The 16,645-nt window shown below is 64.3% G+C and carries 17 protein-coding genes; all 17 read left to right on the top strand.

Annotated elements, in window-relative coordinates:
- Window positions 1–20 precede the first annotated feature (20 nt).
- Window positions 21–653 carry a hypothetical protein gene (locus ACE3OK_RS06155; RefSeq protein ID WP_374248673.1) on the top strand — a complete coding sequence of 211 codons (633 nt, stop codon included), beginning with the start codon at window positions 21–23 and terminating at the stop codon, window positions 651–653.
- Window positions 632–1,471, top strand: coding sequence for a nucleotidyl transferase AbiEii/AbiGii toxin family protein (locus ACE3OK_RS06150; protein ID WP_374248672.1), 840 nt, complete (start codon window positions 632–634; stop codon window positions 1,469–1,471). The genes ACE3OK_RS06155 and ACE3OK_RS06150 overlap by 22 nt, the downstream gene beginning before the upstream one ends.
- Window positions 1,468–2,478 carry an NAD-dependent epimerase gene (locus ACE3OK_RS06145; RefSeq protein WP_374248671.1) on the top strand — a complete coding sequence of 337 codons (1,011 nt, stop codon included), beginning with the start codon at window positions 1,468–1,470 and terminating at the stop codon, window positions 2,476–2,478. The genes ACE3OK_RS06150 and ACE3OK_RS06145 overlap by 4 nt, the downstream gene beginning before the upstream one ends.
- Before the next feature lie 4 nt (window positions 2,479–2,482).
- On the top strand, window positions 2,483–3,532 hold the full coding sequence (gene rfbB, locus ACE3OK_RS06140) for a dTDP-glucose 4,6-dehydratase (protein WP_374248670.1): 1,050 nt from the start codon (window positions 2,483–2,485) through the stop codon (window positions 3,530–3,532).
- Window positions 3,529–4,428, top strand: coding sequence for a glucose-1-phosphate thymidylyltransferase RfbA (gene rfbA, locus ACE3OK_RS06135; protein WP_374248669.1), 900 nt, complete (start codon window positions 3,529–3,531; stop codon window positions 4,426–4,428). The genes rfbB and rfbA overlap by 4 nt, the downstream gene beginning before the upstream one ends.
- Window positions 4,429–4,483: 55 nt before the next feature.
- Window positions 4,484–5,260: a hypothetical protein gene (locus ACE3OK_RS06130; protein ID WP_374248668.1), complete on the top strand. Its 777-nt coding sequence runs from the start codon at window positions 4,484–4,486 to the stop codon at window positions 5,258–5,260.
- On the top strand, window positions 5,250–5,663 hold the full coding sequence (locus tag ACE3OK_RS06125) for an FdtA/QdtA family cupin domain-containing protein (RefSeq protein ID WP_374248802.1): 414 nt from the start codon (window positions 5,250–5,252) through the stop codon (window positions 5,661–5,663). The genes ACE3OK_RS06130 and ACE3OK_RS06125 overlap by 11 nt, the downstream gene beginning before the upstream one ends.
- Complete coding sequence (locus ACE3OK_RS06120; protein ID WP_374248667.1) at window positions 5,660–6,748, top strand: DegT/DnrJ/EryC1/StrS family aminotransferase; 1,089 nt, start codon at window positions 5,660–5,662, stop codon at window positions 6,746–6,748. Before ACE3OK_RS06125 ends, ACE3OK_RS06120 begins: the two co-directional genes overlap by 4 nt.
- On the top strand, window positions 6,745–7,338 hold the full coding sequence (locus ACE3OK_RS06115; protein ID WP_374248666.1) for an acyltransferase: 594 nt from the start codon (window positions 6,745–6,747) through the stop codon (window positions 7,336–7,338). The genes ACE3OK_RS06120 and ACE3OK_RS06115 overlap by 4 nt, the downstream gene beginning before the upstream one ends.
- Entirely contained in the window at window positions 7,339–8,847 is a 1,509-nt protein-coding gene (locus tag ACE3OK_RS06110; protein WP_374248665.1) for an O-antigen translocase, read from the top strand. It abuts the gene before it with no gap.
- Window positions 8,840–9,742, top strand: a complete 903-nt coding sequence (locus tag ACE3OK_RS06105; protein ID WP_374248664.1) for a glycosyltransferase family 2 protein — start codon at window positions 8,840–8,842, stop codon at window positions 9,740–9,742. The genes ACE3OK_RS06110 and ACE3OK_RS06105 overlap by 8 nt, the downstream gene beginning before the upstream one ends.
- Window positions 9,739–10,299, top strand: a complete 561-nt coding sequence (locus ACE3OK_RS06100; protein WP_374248663.1) for a hypothetical protein — start codon at window positions 9,739–9,741, stop codon at window positions 10,297–10,299. The genes ACE3OK_RS06105 and ACE3OK_RS06100 overlap by 4 nt, the downstream gene beginning before the upstream one ends.
- Window positions 10,300–10,436: 137 nt before the next feature.
- On the top strand, window positions 10,437–11,702 hold the full coding sequence (locus tag ACE3OK_RS06095) for a hypothetical protein (protein ID WP_374248662.1): 1,266 nt from the start codon (window positions 10,437–10,439) through the stop codon (window positions 11,700–11,702).
- Window positions 11,695–12,852 carry a glycosyltransferase family 4 protein gene (locus tag ACE3OK_RS06090; RefSeq protein ID WP_374248661.1) on the top strand — a complete coding sequence of 386 codons (1,158 nt, stop codon included), beginning with the start codon at window positions 11,695–11,697 and terminating at the stop codon, window positions 12,850–12,852. The genes ACE3OK_RS06095 and ACE3OK_RS06090 overlap by 8 nt, the downstream gene beginning before the upstream one ends.
- Window positions 12,840–14,624, top strand: coding sequence for an asparagine synthase (glutamine-hydrolyzing) (asnB, locus tag ACE3OK_RS06085; RefSeq protein WP_374248660.1), 1,785 nt, complete (start codon window positions 12,840–12,842; stop codon window positions 14,622–14,624). The genes ACE3OK_RS06090 and asnB overlap by 13 nt, the downstream gene beginning before the upstream one ends.
- Window positions 14,621–15,748 (top strand): glycosyltransferase, encoded by a 1,128-nt coding sequence (locus ACE3OK_RS06080; RefSeq protein WP_374248659.1) that lies wholly within the window; start codon window positions 14,621–14,623, stop codon window positions 15,746–15,748. The genes asnB and ACE3OK_RS06080 overlap by 4 nt, the downstream gene beginning before the upstream one ends.
- A complete protein-coding gene (locus ACE3OK_RS06075; RefSeq protein ID WP_374248658.1) occupies window positions 15,745–16,644 on the top strand; it encodes a glycosyltransferase family 2 protein in 900 nt (299 codons plus the stop codon). The genes ACE3OK_RS06080 and ACE3OK_RS06075 overlap by 4 nt, the downstream gene beginning before the upstream one ends.
- Window position 16,645 lies beyond the last annotated feature (1 nt).

Here is a 16,645-nt window from a genome sequence, read left to right as displayed (position 1 = left end):
TTTCTTGACAGAATTGTCGTATGACTGAACCCAGCCTCCAACACTTCGGAAGCGTCCCGTTCCACCACGGCGCACTGCTGCCCGTGTTGAAGGACTACCGGCGCCCGAACGACAAGATTGCCGAATGGCTGCGCCTGGGCGTGCTGGTGCCGGTCAAGCGCGGTCTGTACGTGCGCGGCGAAAGCGGGCGCGCGCCGTGCCTGCCGCTGGTGGCCAACCATCTGCATGGCCCTTCCTGTGTCTCGCTGGACCATGCGCTGGCCTGGCATGGCCTGATCCCGGAGCGCGTGCACGAAATCACATCGGTGTGCACTGGCCGCAGCCGCGTGATCGACAACGCGCTGGGGCGTTTTTCCTACACGCGCCTGCCCGCAAACCTGTATCCGCTCGGCATCACCCAGGTCAGCGTCTCGGCGCAGGAAACCTTCCTGATTGCATCCCCCGCCAAGGCCCTGTGCGACAAGGTCCTGCTGACCCCGCGCCTGCGTGCCACCACCCGCACTGCCATGCGGCGCTTCCTGTTCGAGGATCTGCGGATCGATCCCGGCGCCTTGCGCGGCCTGGACCTGGACACGGTTCGCGCCTATGCCGCCGGCGGCAGCAAGACCGCGCAACTGCACGCGCTGCTGGAATGCCTGGAAACCGTGCATTGAACGTCGTCGAGCAAATGCTGGCGCGCTACCCGGCGGAGGATCGCGCCCATGCCGTGCGCGAGGTCATGCAGGAAATCGCTCTGGCCGGCCTGCAGCGCGGTGGCTTCTTCGCCAAGGCCGCGTTCTATGGCGGCACCTGCCTGCGCATCTTCCACGGCCTGCCGCGCTTTTCCGAAGACCTGGATTTTTCCCTGCTTGCCCCGGACCCCGAGTTCAGCCTGGAGCCGTATTTCGATGCCATGCGCGGCGAATTCGCCGCCTTCGGCTTCGAGGTCGAGATCGCCGCGCACGAAAAATCGGTGGAGTCCGCTGTCGTCTCCGCCTTCATCAAGCAGGGCACATCGATCCACGACGTGCTGGTGCGCGGCCAGCGCATCCTCAAGATCAAGTTCGAAGTGGACACCGACCCGCCGCCGGGTTTCGCTACCGAAGAACGCCTGCTGGTGCAACCGTATTCGTTCTACGCCAAGTGCTACGCGCTGCCCGATCTGTTCGCAGGCAAAATGCACGCGCTTCTATTTCGCAAGTGGAAAAACCGGGTCAAGGGTCGCGACTGGTTCGATTTCGAATGGTACGTACGCAACGCGGTGCCGTTGCACCTGGCGCACCTGGAGCAGCGCGCGCGCCAGAGTGGCGACTGGGATGGCGGTGTGCTGGACGAAGCCGGTTTCCGGCACCTGTTGCAACACCGCATCGAAACACTCGGCATCGACCAGGCGCGTGCCGACGTGCGTCCCTTCCTGCGCGATGCCCGCGCGCTGGACATCTGGTCTGCCCGCTATTTCCACGACTTGGCCGCAAAGGTGGCATGCGCATGAAAATCCTCGTCACCGGCACCGCCGGCTTCATCGGTTCGCACGTCGCCCTCGAATTGCTGGAGCGCGGTGATGAGGTCATCGGTATTGATAACATCAACGACTATTACGACGTCAGCCTGAAGCAGGCGCGGCTGGCGCGGGTGGCCACCCATCCGCGTTACACCCATATCCACGCCGACCTGGCCGACCGCGCCGCCATTGAGCAGGCGTTTGCCACCCACCAACCGCAGCGCGTCATCAACCTGGCCGCGCAGGCCGGCGTGCGCTACGCCGCGCAGAACCCGCACGTGTACATCAGCAGCAATGTCACCGGCTTCCTGCACATCCTGGAAGGCTGCCGCCACCACGGCGTGGAACACCTGGTGTTCGCTTCCACCAGCTCCATCTACGGCGCCAACACCGCCATGCCGTTTTCCGAACATCAGGGCACCGACCACCCGCTGACCCTGTACGCGGCCAGCAAGAAAGCCAACGAAGCGATGGCGCACAGCTACGCCCACCTCTACGGCACGCCCTGCACCGGCCTGCGCTTCTTCACCGTGTACGGCCCGTGGGGCAGGCCGGATATGGCGCTGTTCCTGTTCACCAAGGCGATTCTTGCCGGCGAGCCAATCAAGGTCTTCAACCACGGCCACCACAAGCGCAGCTTCACCTACGTGGACGACATCGCCGAAGGCGTGATCCGCGCGCTGGACAACCCCCCCGGCAAGAACCCGGCCTGGAACAGCCACCAGCCCGACCCCGCCACCAGCGGCGTCGCGCCGTACCGCCTGTTCAACATCGGCAACGAACAACCGGTGGAACTGCTGCGTTACATCGAAGTGCTGGAGCAGTGCCTGGGCAAGAAAGCGGTGATGGAACTGCTGCCACTGCAGGCCGGCGACGTGCCCGACACCGAAGCCGATGTTTCCGAACTGATCAACGTGACCGGCTATCGCCCTCGGGTCTCGGTGGAAGAGGGCGTGGCGAAGTTCGTGGCGTGGTATCGCGAATACTACGGAACCTGATGCAATGAAACTTCTTGTTACCGGCGGCGCCGGCTTTATTGGGGGCAATTTCGTGTTGGATGCAATCGCATCCGGCGATGAAATCATCAACCTCGACGCGCTGACCTACGCCGGCAACCGCGACACGCTGGCGGCGATCGAAAACGACCCGAACCACGTGTTCGTGCACGGCGACATCGGCGACCGCGCGCTGGTGGCCGCATTGCTGGCCGAACACCGCCCCGACGCGGTGCTGAATTTCGCCGCCGAGAGTCACGTCGATCGCTCCATCGACGGCCCGGCCGCGTTCATCCAGACCAATGTGGTGGGCACGCTGGCGCTGCTGGAGGCGGTGCGCGATTACTGGAAAACGCTGGAAGGCGCGGCGCGGGAAAATTTCCGCTTCCTGCACGTCTCCACCGACGAGGTGTACGGCACGCTGGGCGCAACCGGCAAGTTCACCGAAACCACGGCGTACGCGCCGAACTCGCCGTATTCGGCATCGAAGGCCGCCTCCGACCACCTGGTGCGCGCGTTCCACCACACCTACGGGCTGCCGGTGCTGACCACCCACTGCAGCAACAACTACGGCCCCTACCACTTCCCGGAAAAGCTCATCCCGCTGGTGATCGCCAAGGCGCTGGCCGGCGCGCCGCTGCCGGTGTACGGCGACGGCAAGCAGGTGCGCGACTGGCTGTTCGTCACGGATCATTGCGAAGCGCTCCGCACCGTGCTGGCCAGGGGCCGGGTGGGCGAGACCTACAACGTCGGCGGCAATGCGGAAATGGAAAATATCGAAGTGGTCAAGGCCATTTGTGCGCTGCTGGATGCGCGCCGCCCGCGTGCGGATGGCCAGCCGCGCGCCGTGCAGATCACCCATGTGGCCGACCGCCCCGGCCACGACCGCCGCTATGCCATCGACGCCAGCAAACTGCGCGACGAACTCGGCTGGCAGCCGCAGTACAGCTTCGAACAGGGCATCGCCGCGACGGTGGACTGGTATCTCGACAACCAGCCGTGGGTGCAGCGCGTGCTGGACGGCAGCTATCGGCTGGAAAGGATGGGAACGGCATGAAACGCAAGGGCCCGCTCCGAAAGGGAATCCTCCTCGCCGGCGGCAGCGGCACCCGGCTGTATCCGCTGACGCAGGCGATCAGCAAGCAGCTGCTGCCGGTGTACGACAAGCCGATGATCTACTACCCGCTCAGCGTGCTGATGCTGGCGGGCATCCGCGAAGTGCTCATCATCACCACCCCGCACGAGCAGGCGCTGTTCCAGCGCCTGCTGGGCGATGGCGCGCAATGGGGCATGCGGATCGACTACGCAGTGCAGCCCAGTCCGGACGGGTTGGCGCAGGCGCTGCTGATCGGCGAAGACTTCCTTGCCGGCGGCCCCAGCTGCCTGGTGCTGGGCGACAACCTGTTCCACGGGCAGGGCCTGACCGAGCTTCTCAATCGTGCTGATGCGCGCGAGCACGGTGCCACCGTGTTCGGCTACCAGGTCCGCGACCCGCAGCGTTACGGCGTGGCCGAATTCGACACCCACGGCAAAGTCATCGGGCTGGAGGAAAAGCCGACGCAGCCGAAATCCAGCCATGCCGTGACCGGGCTGTACTTCTACGATGGCCGTGCCAGCGGCTTTGCCAGGCAACTGCAGCCCTCGTCGCGCGGCGAGCTGGAAATCACCGACCTCAACAAGTGCTACCTCGACGACGGCAGCCTGCACCTGGAACAACTGGGGCGCGGGTTTGCCTGGCTGGATACCGGCACCCACGAGGCGCTGGTGGAGGCTGCCGCCTACATGGAAACGATTGAAAAGCGCCAGGGCTTGCGCGTGTGCTGCCCGGAGGAAATCGCCTGGCGCAACGGCTGGATCGACGCCGCCGCCCTGCAGGCGCTGGCGGGGCCGTTGTCGAAGAGCGGGTATGGGGAATATTTGCTGGGATTGACCGGGCAGGGGTGGGTGGGTTGAGGCACTTGCAACTGGGCGGTGGCTGCAGCGACGGGCATCATGCGGAGATCATGCGATGAAGAATTTTTCAGGCATCCATTCGTCGGTATTGATCGGCGATGGCGTCAAACTTGGCCGGAATGTGACGATCGGGCCGCGTTCCATCATTTATGACAATGTTGAAATCGGCGACGATTGCCGGATCGGCGCGGACGTGATCCTTGGCGAGCCGAACTCCGCCATTTATAACGATGGCGACAACTATTCGAATCCGGTGTTGCGAATCGGCAAGGCATCGATCATTCGCTCCGGTTCGATTTTGTACGCGGGCTCTGCGTTTGGCGCGCGGCTTGAAACAGGCCATCGAGTAACCATTCGGGAAGGAACCAGGGCCGGCGAAAACTTTCGCGTAGGTACGCTTTCCGATATTCAGGGGAATTGCGAGATCGGAAACTACGTCAGGTTTCACAGCAACGTGCATGTGGGTCAAGGAAGTGTCATCAAAGACTGCGTCTGGATCTTTCCGTACGTCGTCCTTACGAATGACCCGCATCCGCCCTCGAATCATCTGGTCGGTGTTACGGTCGAATCGTTTGCGGTCATAGCAACGATGAGCGTCATTCTTCCGGGCGTGGTCATCGGCACGGATGCGTTGGTGGGCGCAGGCTCCATCGTCAATCGGAACGTCGCGGCGGAAGATGTGGTGGTCGGCAACCCCGCCAGACGGGTTGCGTCGATACACGACATCAAGTCGAAGGTTGACGGGACGAATGTTTATCCGTGGCGCCTGAACTTTGACCGGGGAATGCCGTGGGAAGGTATTGGCTATGAGGCCTGGCGTGATGCGCAGTGACGGCTTCGGGTTGGTGAAGCTTCCCAACATCACGGATGTTCGTGGAAATCTGAGCGCTGGTGAATTTGAGCGTGACATCCCTTTTTTGGCAAAGCGGTATTTTGTTGTTTACCAGGTGCCGTTGGTGGAAATCCGTGGCGAGCACGCGCATAAAGAGTGCCATCAATTTTTGATATGTATCCGTGGCCGGATTTCGGTCATCGGCGATGACGGGCGGCGGCGCGAAGAGTTTGTCCTCGACCGCCCCGACATCGGCTTCTACATGCCCCCCATGACCTGGGGCACGCAGTACAAATATTCCCCAGACGCCGTGCTGCTGGTCTTCGCCTCGCACCACTACGACGCCAGCGACTACATCCGCGACTACGACGAATTCCTGCAACTGGCGGGTGCCAAGCCATGATCCCGTTCCTCGACCTGAAAGCCCCGCATGTGGAGTTACGTGAGGAGATCGCCGAGGCAATCAATCGCGTGGTCGATTCGGGCTGGTACATCCTCGGCCCCGAAGTCGATGCCTTCGAAGCCGAATACGCCACGTACTGCGAAGCCGTGCATTGCATCGGCCTGGCCAACGGCCTGGATGCCCTGCATCTGGCGCTGCGGGCGATGGATGTCGGCCCCGGCGATGAAGTCATCGTGCCGTCCAACACCTACATCGCCACTTGGCTGGCGGTGAGCCAGTGCGGTGCGGTGCCGGTGCCGGTGGAACCGGTGGAAGCGACATGCAACATCGATCCTGCGCGCATCGAGGCTGCCATCACCCCGCGCACCAAGGTCATCCTGCCCGTGCACCTGTACGGGCAGCCGGCGGACATGGATGCCATTCTGGCCATCGCCCGCAAGCATGGCCTGCGCGTGCTGGAAGACGCGGCGCAGGCGCATGGCGCACGGTACAAGGGCAAACGCATCGGCGCGCATGGTGATGCGGTGGCGTGGAGCTTCTACCCCGGCAAGAACCTGGGGGCGCTGGGCGACGGCGGCGCGGTAACCACCAGCGATCCGCAGATTGCCGACCGCCTGCGCGTGCTTCGCAACTACGGCTCGCGGGTGAAGTACGTCAACGAAGTGCAGGGCTGGAACAGCCGGCTGGACCCGATCCAGGCCGCGGTGCTGCGGGTGAAGCTGAAGCATCTGGACGACTGGAACGCGCGCCGTGCGGCCATCGCCCGCCAGTATCTGGAAGGTTTGGCAGGCGGTGGTCTGGTGCTGCCGCAAGTGCCCGAGTGGGCCAACCCGGCGTGGCATCTGTTCGTGGTGCGCCACCCGCAGCGCGATGCCTTGCAGGCCAGGCTGACCGAGGCGGGCGTCGGTTCGCTGATCCACTACCCGATTCCGCCGCACCGCCAGGCCGCGTATGCCGAAGCGGGATTTGCCGCAGACGCCTTCCCGCTGGCCAACCGCATGGCCGATGCTGTGCTGAGCCTGCCGATGGGGCCGCACTTGTCCGTGCAGCAGGCGGAACGGGTGATTGAGGTACTACTGCAATGATTCTTTCCAGGGTGCGGCGGCGCCTCGCATTACTGGCGATCCGAGGTGTGCAGTGGTTGCGGGTCCTGTGGTACAGGGGGCTGTCGACCAATGGTTATCGCGGCAATCCCGTCTGTCACCAGCCTCTGCAAGTGGCGGGGGCGGGCAGCATCGAGTTCGCCCGGAATGTCCGCATCGGCGTGTTTCCGTCACCGGGATTTCTTGGTGCCTACGCCTACATCGAAGCTAGAAGGCCATCGGCAGTCGTGAGAATCGGCGAGAACACGTGGATCAATAACGGTTTTTGTTGCATTGCCGAGCATTCCTCGATTTCTATCGGGGCCGATTGCCTGATAGGCGCCAATGTCGAGGTTCTCGACAGCGATTTTCATGGGTTGCGGCTTGACGAGCGATCCATGTCGAAGCCCGAGTGGGCTTCTCCCGTGGTGATCGAGGATCGCGTCTTCGTCGGGTCCAACGTGCGGATATTGAAAGGCGTCAGGATTGGAATGGGGGCAGTCATTGCAAATTCGTCATTGGTGACGAGCGATGTTCCTCCGATGACGGTTGCAGGTGGAGTGCCGGCGAAAATACTTCGGGCGCTGGAATAGATGACGAATTCCTACCGCCAGATCCTGCGCTCATCCTCCATCATCGGGGGGGCCTCGGTGATCAACATCGCCGTCGGCTTGCTGCGCACCAAGATCGCCGCGCTGCTGCTGGGGCCGGCCGGTGTGGGCTTGATCGGGCTGCTGCAGAACATGATGTCCACCGGGGCCGGCATCGCCGGCCTGGGGGTGGGCAACGTGGGCACGCGGCAGATCGCTCAGGCCACGGCTGCAGGGGGGGAGGATGCCGTGGCCGTGACGCGCCGGGCGCTGTTCTGGCTGACCTTGATTCTGGCGATGGCCGGGGCGCTGCTGTTCTGGCTGCTGCGCGACGAGCTGGCCTGGCGCGTGCTGGGGGATCGCAGTCGCGGCACGGAGGTGGCGTGGTTGGCCGCGGGGCTGGCGCTGACCGTGGCTTCGGCGTCGCAGAGTGCGCTGCTGAACGGCATGCGCCGCATTGGCGATCTGGCGCGCATCAGCGTGTTCTCCGGCGTTGTCTCCACCGCCATCGCCATCGCGGCCGTAGTGTGGTGGGGGCAGCGCGGCATTCTGGCCTTCGTGCTGGCCGCGCCGGTGGCCAGCTTCCTGCTGGGGCATGTGTATGTGGCCCGATTGGGCAAACTGCGGGGGGGCTCTGTTTCGCTGGCGGCCATGGCCGCGCAGTGGCGGGTCATGCTGGGCCTGGGGGCTGCCTTCATGGTCAGCGGCCTGGTCACCAACCTGGGCCAGTTGGCCGCGCGGACGCTGATCCAGCATGACCTGGGGCCGGAGGCGCTGGGCCATTTCCAGGCTGCCTGGCTGATCAGCATGACCTACCTTGGCTTCGTGCTGGGGGCAATGGGTACGGATTACTACCCGCGCCTTGCGGCGGCGATCGGCGAGCCGGAGCAGGTCAATCGGCTGGTCAACGAGCAGACCGAAGTTGCCCTGCTGCTGGCCGGCCCCGTGTTTCTGGGAATGCTGGCACTGGCGCCCTGGGTCATCGATTTGCTGTATTCGCGGGCCTTTTCCGATGCCACCGGCATCCTGCGCTGGCAGGTGCTGGGTGACGTGCTGAAAGTGGCGTCCTGGCCACTGGGGTTCGTCATTCTGGCGGCGGGGGATGGACGCACGTTCATGTTGACCGAGGGTGTCGCAATCGGTGTCTTTGTGGGGCTGCTGGCATGCCTGCTGCCGATGGCAGGGATATTGAGCGCCGGGATTTCTTTCTTTGCGATGTATGCCGTGCTGGCACCGGCCGTGTATGTGATCGTGCGCCGCCGTACCGGCTTCCGCTGGGCACCAGCGGTCTGGCGCCGCTTGCTGCTTCTGTTCATCGCATCCGCCGCAGTGGCGGGATTGGGATCATGGCGGGAAGATGCTGCCGTGGTCGTGGGGCTGTTGGCGGCACTGGGGTTCGGCGTGGATGGCCTGGCGCGCCTGGGGCACATGGCGGGGCTGGGCGGTGCGGTGGGCCGGCTGGCCGGGTTGAGCAGAAAAATGATGATGAAGGCCGGGGTGTGGCATGAGTGATGCGAAGGAATGGCCACTGGTGTCTTACGTAGTGGCCAGTTACAACCACGCAAAGTACGTGCGCAGTGCGATTGAAAGCATCTTGAGCCAGAATTATCCGGCAATTGAACTGATCGTGGTGGATGATGGCTCCACGGATGGAAGCCGTGGTTTGTTGCGGACGTTGAGCAGGGAAAAAGGCTTTCGTTTGGTGGAAAAGGAAAATGGCGGTGTTGTTTCGGCGATCAATACCGGCGTCGCACTGGCATCGGGGACTTATGTGGTCCCGCATGCGTCGGATGACATCAGTCATCCGGACAGGACGCGCCTCCAGGTCAGGCAGATCCAGCAATTTCCAGGCGCAGGGTTCGTGGTTGGCGGGATTCGCAAAATCGATGAAAACGGGAAATGGCTTGCCGATTCCCCGGGGGGCGGGCGTCGTTGCTACCGGTTCGAGGATTTCCGGCAGGGCAAAGCGTCGGTGCCTGCGGTTTCGTGCATGTACCGGACGGATGCAATCAGGGCGGTGCTGCCGCTGGACGAGACGCTGGCATTCGAGGACGTGCAGCTGTTCTGGCGCGTGACCGAGATGGGTTGGGAGTGCCTGCATGATGATCAAGTGACCGTGGTGGATTACCGAATCGTAACTGCCAGCCTTGGGCGTCGCAGCAAGGTGCGGTTGTGGAGAGACTTTGCCCGATTCATTCGCCGCTACGAGCAGCAGGCGTGGTATGCGGAGCTGATGCGCCGGGCCCTGTCTGGCCTGTTCGTGCAATTGGCGATCGAAGAAAAACCAGAAGCTGCCAGATTTCTCTTTCATAATGCGAAACATATTGATTCGAAAGCGTTGCTTCGTGGGTGTGTTCTGCTGTTCGTTCCCCGCTGGGCAGTGCAGCGGTTGCGTGCCGGATATTGATCGACATCGGTGGAAACGGAATTGGGGTGGTCGTGAACTCATGGATTCTTTACGCTTTTTCATGTATCTGCATGTGGCTGCCGGCCACGCGGTGTTTCGGATTCAAACGCTGGTTTCTGCGCATGGCCGGGGCACAAGTGGCTGAAGATGTCCGTTGTGCATCCAGCGCAAGATTTCAGCTGGCCGGGGCATTGCGCATCGGGGCGGACACCTGGATCGGGCATGATGTTTTGATAGTGGGAGGCAATGCACCTGTCCACATCGGTGCGAATTGCGACATCGCACCACGGGTGACGCTTGCCACCGGCACGCATCGCATCGACCCGACGGGGCCACGGGTGGCGGGCGAGGGGTATTCGCTGCCGATTACCATCGGCGATGGCTGCTGGATTTGCACGGGGGCAACGCTGCTGGGTGGCACCACCATCGGTGCGCATTCCATCGTCGCGGCCGGGGCCGTGGTGAAAGGGGAATTCCCGCCACGCTCCGTGATTGGCGGGGTGCCGGCCAGAGTCATCAAATCCGTCGATGCACTTTCGACATCTGCCTTGAGTTGAACATGTCATTTCCCACGTTGCATCGGGATGTTTCCCGGGTTTCACCATCCCGGTCTCGCCTGCGCTGGCCGTTGCTGGTGGTGCCGATTCTGTTGGGGTTGCGCCTGGGGGCGCCGGCCACGGCCAGCGTGGCATTCATGCTGCTGCCCCTCTATGCCCTCACCGGCCGCACACAGGCCATTCAGGCATTGGCGCTGTCCTGGCTGTTCAGTTTGCTCAGCCACGGTATTGCACCGGAAGTACCCATGGCGGCCATCGGCCGTTATGCGGTTTTTGCGGCGGCGGCGGTGTCCGTGTTGCTGCGTGCCGGGAATGGGGTATCCACCGGCGGGGCGTCGGTCAAGCGGCTGGTGCTGCTGACGGTCTTGCTGGGCACGGGGATGCTGGTGCATGCGCTGCTGTTCAGCGCAGTACGTGATGTGTCGGTACTCAAGGCCGTGTCCTGGACGGTGGCCACGGCCACCCTGCTGTCGGCGTGGTCGGGGCTGAACCCCGAGGCACGGCAGCGCCTGGAACGGCAGTTGTTCGGGGGGCTGACCCTCTTGCTGTTGGCCAGCGTGCCGCTGTTGGCCAGCGGGCTTGGCTACATGGTCAACGGCACCGGTTTCCAGGGCGTGCTGGCACACCCGCAGGCATTCGGGCCGACCATGGCGCTGCTGGCGGCGTGGCTGGGCAGCGGCATCGTGGGGCGGCCCAATCCGCAATGGCGGCAGTTGGGTTTGTTTCTGCTGTGTCTGGTGCTGATTGTCATGTCGGAGGCCAGAACGGCCGGTTTGGGGCTATTGCTTGGGCTGCTGGTGGCGGCCGCCACGGGAAGGGTTCTGGCGAAAAGACCTTTGCGGAAATTCTTGCCGGGCCTGGGCAATCGGCGCGTGCAGTTGGCCATCGGGCTGGGGCTGTTGGCCATGGTGGCCGCAGGCCCGTTTCTTGGCGCCCAATTGGGCGCATATGTGGCCAAGCGTGGCGGCAGCAGCAACGTGATGGAGGCCTACGACCGCTCGCGTGGCAGCAAGGTGGACGAGATGTGGGGCAACATCGTGGAACACCCGTTGCGCGGCATTGGTTTTGGCGTGGCCTCCGATCCGTTCGACATGGATGTGGCGCGTGATCCGTTGCTGGGCCTGCCCACCGGTGCGTCGGTTGAAAAGGGTGTGGCCTTCCTCGCGGCTTGGGAAGAATTGGGGCTGCTGGGGTTGCTGGCCGTGCTGGGTTGGTTGTGGATGCTGGTGCGGCACGCGGCACGCGGCGGCATGACTTCGCTGGCGGTATGCCTGACCGTGCTGTTCATGAATTTTGGCGAGGCCACGCTGTTCTCGCCCAGCGGCATGGGCATGCTCTCGCTGGTGCTGCTGGCTTGGGCGGCCACGGCGCAGCGCGCCACGACAAGGGGCGGGCATGTTTGAGTTCTGGTTCTGGCAGACGGTGATCAGTCCGCACATGGCTGCATTGGCCAGTGCTTGCGCTGCACGCGGTCATCGCGTGACCTATGTTGCCCAAGTCGGAATGACAGAGGATCGCCTGCGGCAGGGATGGGCCGTGCCCAAGATGCCGGGCGTGGTGCTGCGGCTTGTGGGCACTGCAACTGCCATGCGGCAGGCGGCTGAAGATGCGCCGCCGCAGGCTGTCCACATCTGCCAGGGGCTGCGAGGCAATGGCTTGGTCGGCGTGGCGCAGCGCACCCTGCGGCAGCGTCATGCAAGGCAGTGGGTGGTCATGGAAACCGTGGAGGATTCCGGCTGGCGCGGTGTGATCAAGCGGTTGCTTTACTCTGCCATTTTCCTGCGTTGGCGTTCGGGTCTGCAGGGTGTTCTGGCGACGGGCTGGCGCACGCCTTCATGGGTGCAAGCGCGCGGGGTGTCGCCGGGGAAAGTGTTTCCGTTTGCGTATTTCTTGCCCGAGACGCGATTGCCTGCCGTGCAGGATCTGCTTCCTGGTGGCCGGCCATTCCGGGTGTTGTTCGTCGGTCAACTCATCGAGCTGAAGCGATTGGGTTTGCTGCTGGACGTATTGGCTGCAGTCTCGAAAAGCGATGTGCCGGAGTTCTGCGTGCAGGTGATCGGTTCTGGCCCACTGGACGATGCGTTGCGAGCCACCAGCCAGCGGTTGCTGGGTACACGGGCAGAGTGGATGGGCGCAATGCCGATGCACGAAGTGAGGCGGCGCATGGCAATGGCTGATGTCCTGGTGTTGCCAAGCCGATACGACGGCTGGGGGGCGGTGGTATCCGAGGCATTGATGGCCGGTACGCCGGCCATCGTGTCTGCCGCTTGCGGCAGTGCCGGGGTTGTACAGGCCAGCGGCACCGGAGGTGTGTTTCCGGTGGATGACCGGGAGGCATTGGCAGCATTGCTTGCCCGGGTGATTCATGCGGGGCCGGTGCCGGTGCCGGCGCGGCGCGCGCTTGCCGATTGGGCGCAGTGCCTGGGGGCTGATGCCGGGGCTGCGTATCTGGAGCGCATTCTGGCGCACGCGGAGGGGCGCGCGACAAGGCCGTTGCCGCCTTGGCAACCGGAAGCGGGTACGCCCGGGGAGGCCGTGCCATGTGCGGACTGATGGCGGCATTCGGCAGCGCCGGGGCGGCTCCGATCGACCTGCGGGCCGGGCTGGCCGCCATGCAGGCCCGCGGCCCGGATGGCGAGGGGCTGTGGCAGGACGGTGCGGCAGTGTTGGGGCATCGCCGTTTGGCGATCCTGGACCTCGATGCCCGCGCGGCGCAGCCGATGCATGCGGCCGATGGCCGCTACGTGATCGTCTTCAATGGCGAGATATACAACTTCCGCGAACTGCGCCGCGACCTGGTGGCCGATGGCCATGTCTTCCGTACCGAAAGCGATACCGAAGTCCTGCTGGCATTGTTTGCGCGGCATGGCGAACACATGCTGCCGAAGCTGCATGGCATGTTCGCGTTCGTGGTCTGGGACCGCCAGCGGCAGCGTGGTTTCGCCGCCCGCGACCCGTATGGCATCAAGCCGCTGTATCTTGCCCGCACCCGGCAAGGGGTTGTACTGGCTTCGCAGGTGAAGGCATTGCTGGCTACCGGGCTGGTAGCGCCGGAGCCCGACGCGGAGGGCCAGGCCGGCTTCTGGATGCTGGGCAGTGTGCCCGAGCCGCACACCTGGTATCGCACCATCCGGGCACTGCCGGCCGGCCATTGTGCGTGGATCGACAATGGCGCGGTGACGCACACGGCGTGCTGGCACGACATCGGCAGCGCCTGGCGCGAGGCCCCACCGCAGGTCATGCCCGACGACATCCTGCAAGAGCGCGTGCGCGCGGCGCTGCGCGAATCGGTGGACCGGCACTTGGTGGCCGATGTGCCGGTGGGGGTGTTCCTGTCCGGCGGCATCGATTCGGGCGCATTGGCGGGGTTGATGGTGGAGGCCGGCGCGCGCGACCTGCATGGCATCACCATCGCCTATGATGAATTCGCCGGCAGCGAGCAGGACGAAGCGCCGGCGGCGGCCCTGATCGCCCGGCACTATGGCATCACCCACCATGTGCGGCGGGTGGGGCGCGAGGAGTTCCTGTCCGATCTGCCACGGATTCTCGCGTCGATGGACCAACCCAGCATCGATGGCATCAACACCTGGTACGCCAGCAAGGCGGTGGCCGAATTGGGCCTGAAAGTGGTGGTGTCGGGCGTGGGCGGGGACGAGTTGTTCCAGGGCTACGGCATTTTTCGCCAGTTGCCGCCGCTGACGGCGCGCTGGCGGGCGCTGGCGTTGTTGCCGGGTGTGCTGCCGCTGGCACGGATGGCGGGGAGCTGGCGGGCACGTCGCAGTGGCAATGCCCGCTGGCGCCACGCCGCCGATTGGTTGCGTTCACTGGAAGGGGCATGGTGGCTGCGGCGTGGTTTGTTCGCGCCGGATGCCATGCCGGGCGATGCACTGGCGCAAGCGGCCACGCAGGGGTTTGATCCGCGGCGGCAGGTATGGGCCATGACCGGTGCCTTGCCGGGTGATCCGCGTCTGGCGTTGGGACAGATCGAATCGATGACCTATCTGCGCAACCAACTGCTGCGCGATTCCGATTGGGCCAGCATGGCCCACGGCGTGGAGCTGCGGACGCCGCTGGTCGACGCCTACCTGTTGTCGTGCCTGCAGCCCCTGCTGCACGGTTTCAAGCGCTTTCCCGGCAAGCGGTTGCTGGCGTGCGCACCGGCCAATCGGCTGCCGGACAGCATCATCCAGCGCCGGAAAACCGGCTTCGCCATTCCCGTTTCGCGCTGGTTGGCGGAGGCGGGCATCGCGGTGGACGATGGCAGCCGCAGCTGGGCCAGGCACATCGCCGCCACCTGGAGCGCGATGGACGGGGGGGCCGCATGAAGCTGCTCCACGTTGTTCCCCACATCAGTGCGGAAGCGTCCGGCCCGTCCTATTCCGTGCCCCGGCTATGCCAGGCGCTGGCCGGGGAAGGCCATGACGTCCGGTTGAGCTGCCTGGGTGCCGCGCGCCCGGTGCCGGGCGTGCAGGTGGACGTGCATCCGCAGTGGCCCGTGGCGCAACGTTTCGCCATTTCCCCGGCGCATGCGCGGGCCCTGGCGCACGCGGCGGACGAGGTGGACATCATCCACAATCACAGCCTGTGGTCGATGGTGAATGTCGCTGCCGGTTGGGTGGTGCCGGGCAAGCGCACCAAGCTGGTGGTATCCCCACGCGGCACACTGTCGTCTTGGGCGCTGGGGCACAGCCGCTGGCGCAAGCGCCTGCTGTGGCCGTTGCAGCGCCGCGTGCTGGCGCGTGCGGATCTGCTGCATGCCACCAGCGAGGCGGAGTACCACGACATCCGGGCGCGAGGTTTCCGGGCACCGGTTGCTGTCATTCCCAACGGGATCGACGTACCGCCTTTGGTGCCTCGCGGGCCGCAGGAAGGCATGCGCACCCTGCTGTTCCTGGGGCGCTTGCATCCCGTGAAGGGGCTTGATCGGTTGCTGGACGCGTGGGCGGCCCTCGAGGGCGCGTTTCCGGATTGGCAACTGGTAATCGCGGGCAAGGGCGAGCCCGCGCACGAAGCGGCGATCAAGGCACAGGCGGACAGGCTGGGCCTGCAACGCATCCGGTTTCCCGGGCCGTTGTACGGGGACGACAAGGCCGCGGCATACCGCGCGGCGGACCTGTTCGTGCTGCCCACCCATTCGGAGAATTTCGGCATGGTGGTGGCGGAGGCGCTGGCCCACGGCTGCCCGGCCATCGTGTCCAGGGGCGCGCCGTGGAGTGGGCTGGAACGTGAAGGTTGTGGCTGGTGGGTCGATCATGATGTGCCAACCCTCCAGGCCGCGCTGTCGCACGCCATGCGCCTGCCCGAGTCGGAGCGTCGCGCCATGGGCGTACGCGGCCATGCGTGGATGGAGCGGGATTTCGGTTGGGCCTCGATTGCGGCCAGGATGTCGGCCGGCTATCGCTGGATCAAGCAGGGCGGCGAGTGCCCGGATTGGGTGAAGACCATATGAGCGTGCAAGACAACGCCAAACACTGGATGCCGGGCGTCGCTCCCGTCGCGGTGGTGATGATCTCGTTGAACGAGGCCCACAACATGGAGGCCGTGCTGTCCAACCTGAAGGGCTGGGCGCAGGAGGTCTTCCTGGTGGACAGCCACAGCGCGGACGAGACGGTGGACATCGCGCTACGGCATGGCGTGCACGTGGTCCAACGCCGCTTCCACGGGTTTGGCGACCAGTGGAATTTCGCCTTGCGTGAGTTGCCCATCACCGCGCCGTGGACGATGAAGCTGGACCCGGACGAGCGTTTGTCCAATGCACTGAAGCGCAACCTGACCGATGCCATGCAGCGCAGCGCGGCGGAGGGCTTCACCATGCAGCGCCGGCTGTGGTTCATGGGCCGACCGCTGCCAGTGCGCCACGACATCCTGCGGGCGTGGAAAACCGGCCGTTGCCGGTTCTCCGACGTGCTGGTCAACGAGCATCCGCTGGTGGATGGCGCCATCGCGCACGTGGCGGGGGACATCGAACACCACGACAGCCCCGACCTTGAGCACTGGTTGCACAAGCAGAACAAATATTCCAGCGCTGAAGCCATCGCTTTTGTTGCTGGTACTGGCTTGGCTGCAATTCCGAAACTCTTGGGGAATGCCTTCGAAAAAAGAATGTGGGTGAAGCGGCACTTTTTCCGCATCCCGTTTCGTTATGTCGGTGTCTTCTGCTACTACCTTTTTCTGAAAGGCGTTTGGCGTGCCGGCAAAGTCGGGTGTATCTGGGCGCGCCTGCGTTCTGATGTTTACCGCTATCGAGAATACAAAGTGACAGAGATGCGTCTGACCGGCAGGCGCCCCGGGGCAACTGTTTCAGGGTGTGGCCGACCGGATGCACGTGTCCCTCAATTTGACTGAT

Source organism: Thermomonas sp., assembly GCF_041905325.1.
Taxonomy (GTDB): Bacteria; Pseudomonadota; Gammaproteobacteria; order Xanthomonadales; family Xanthomonadaceae; genus Thermomonas.
The sequence above is the reverse complement of the archived record's forward strand: the minus strand, read 5'-3'. Positions and strand labels throughout refer to the sequence as shown.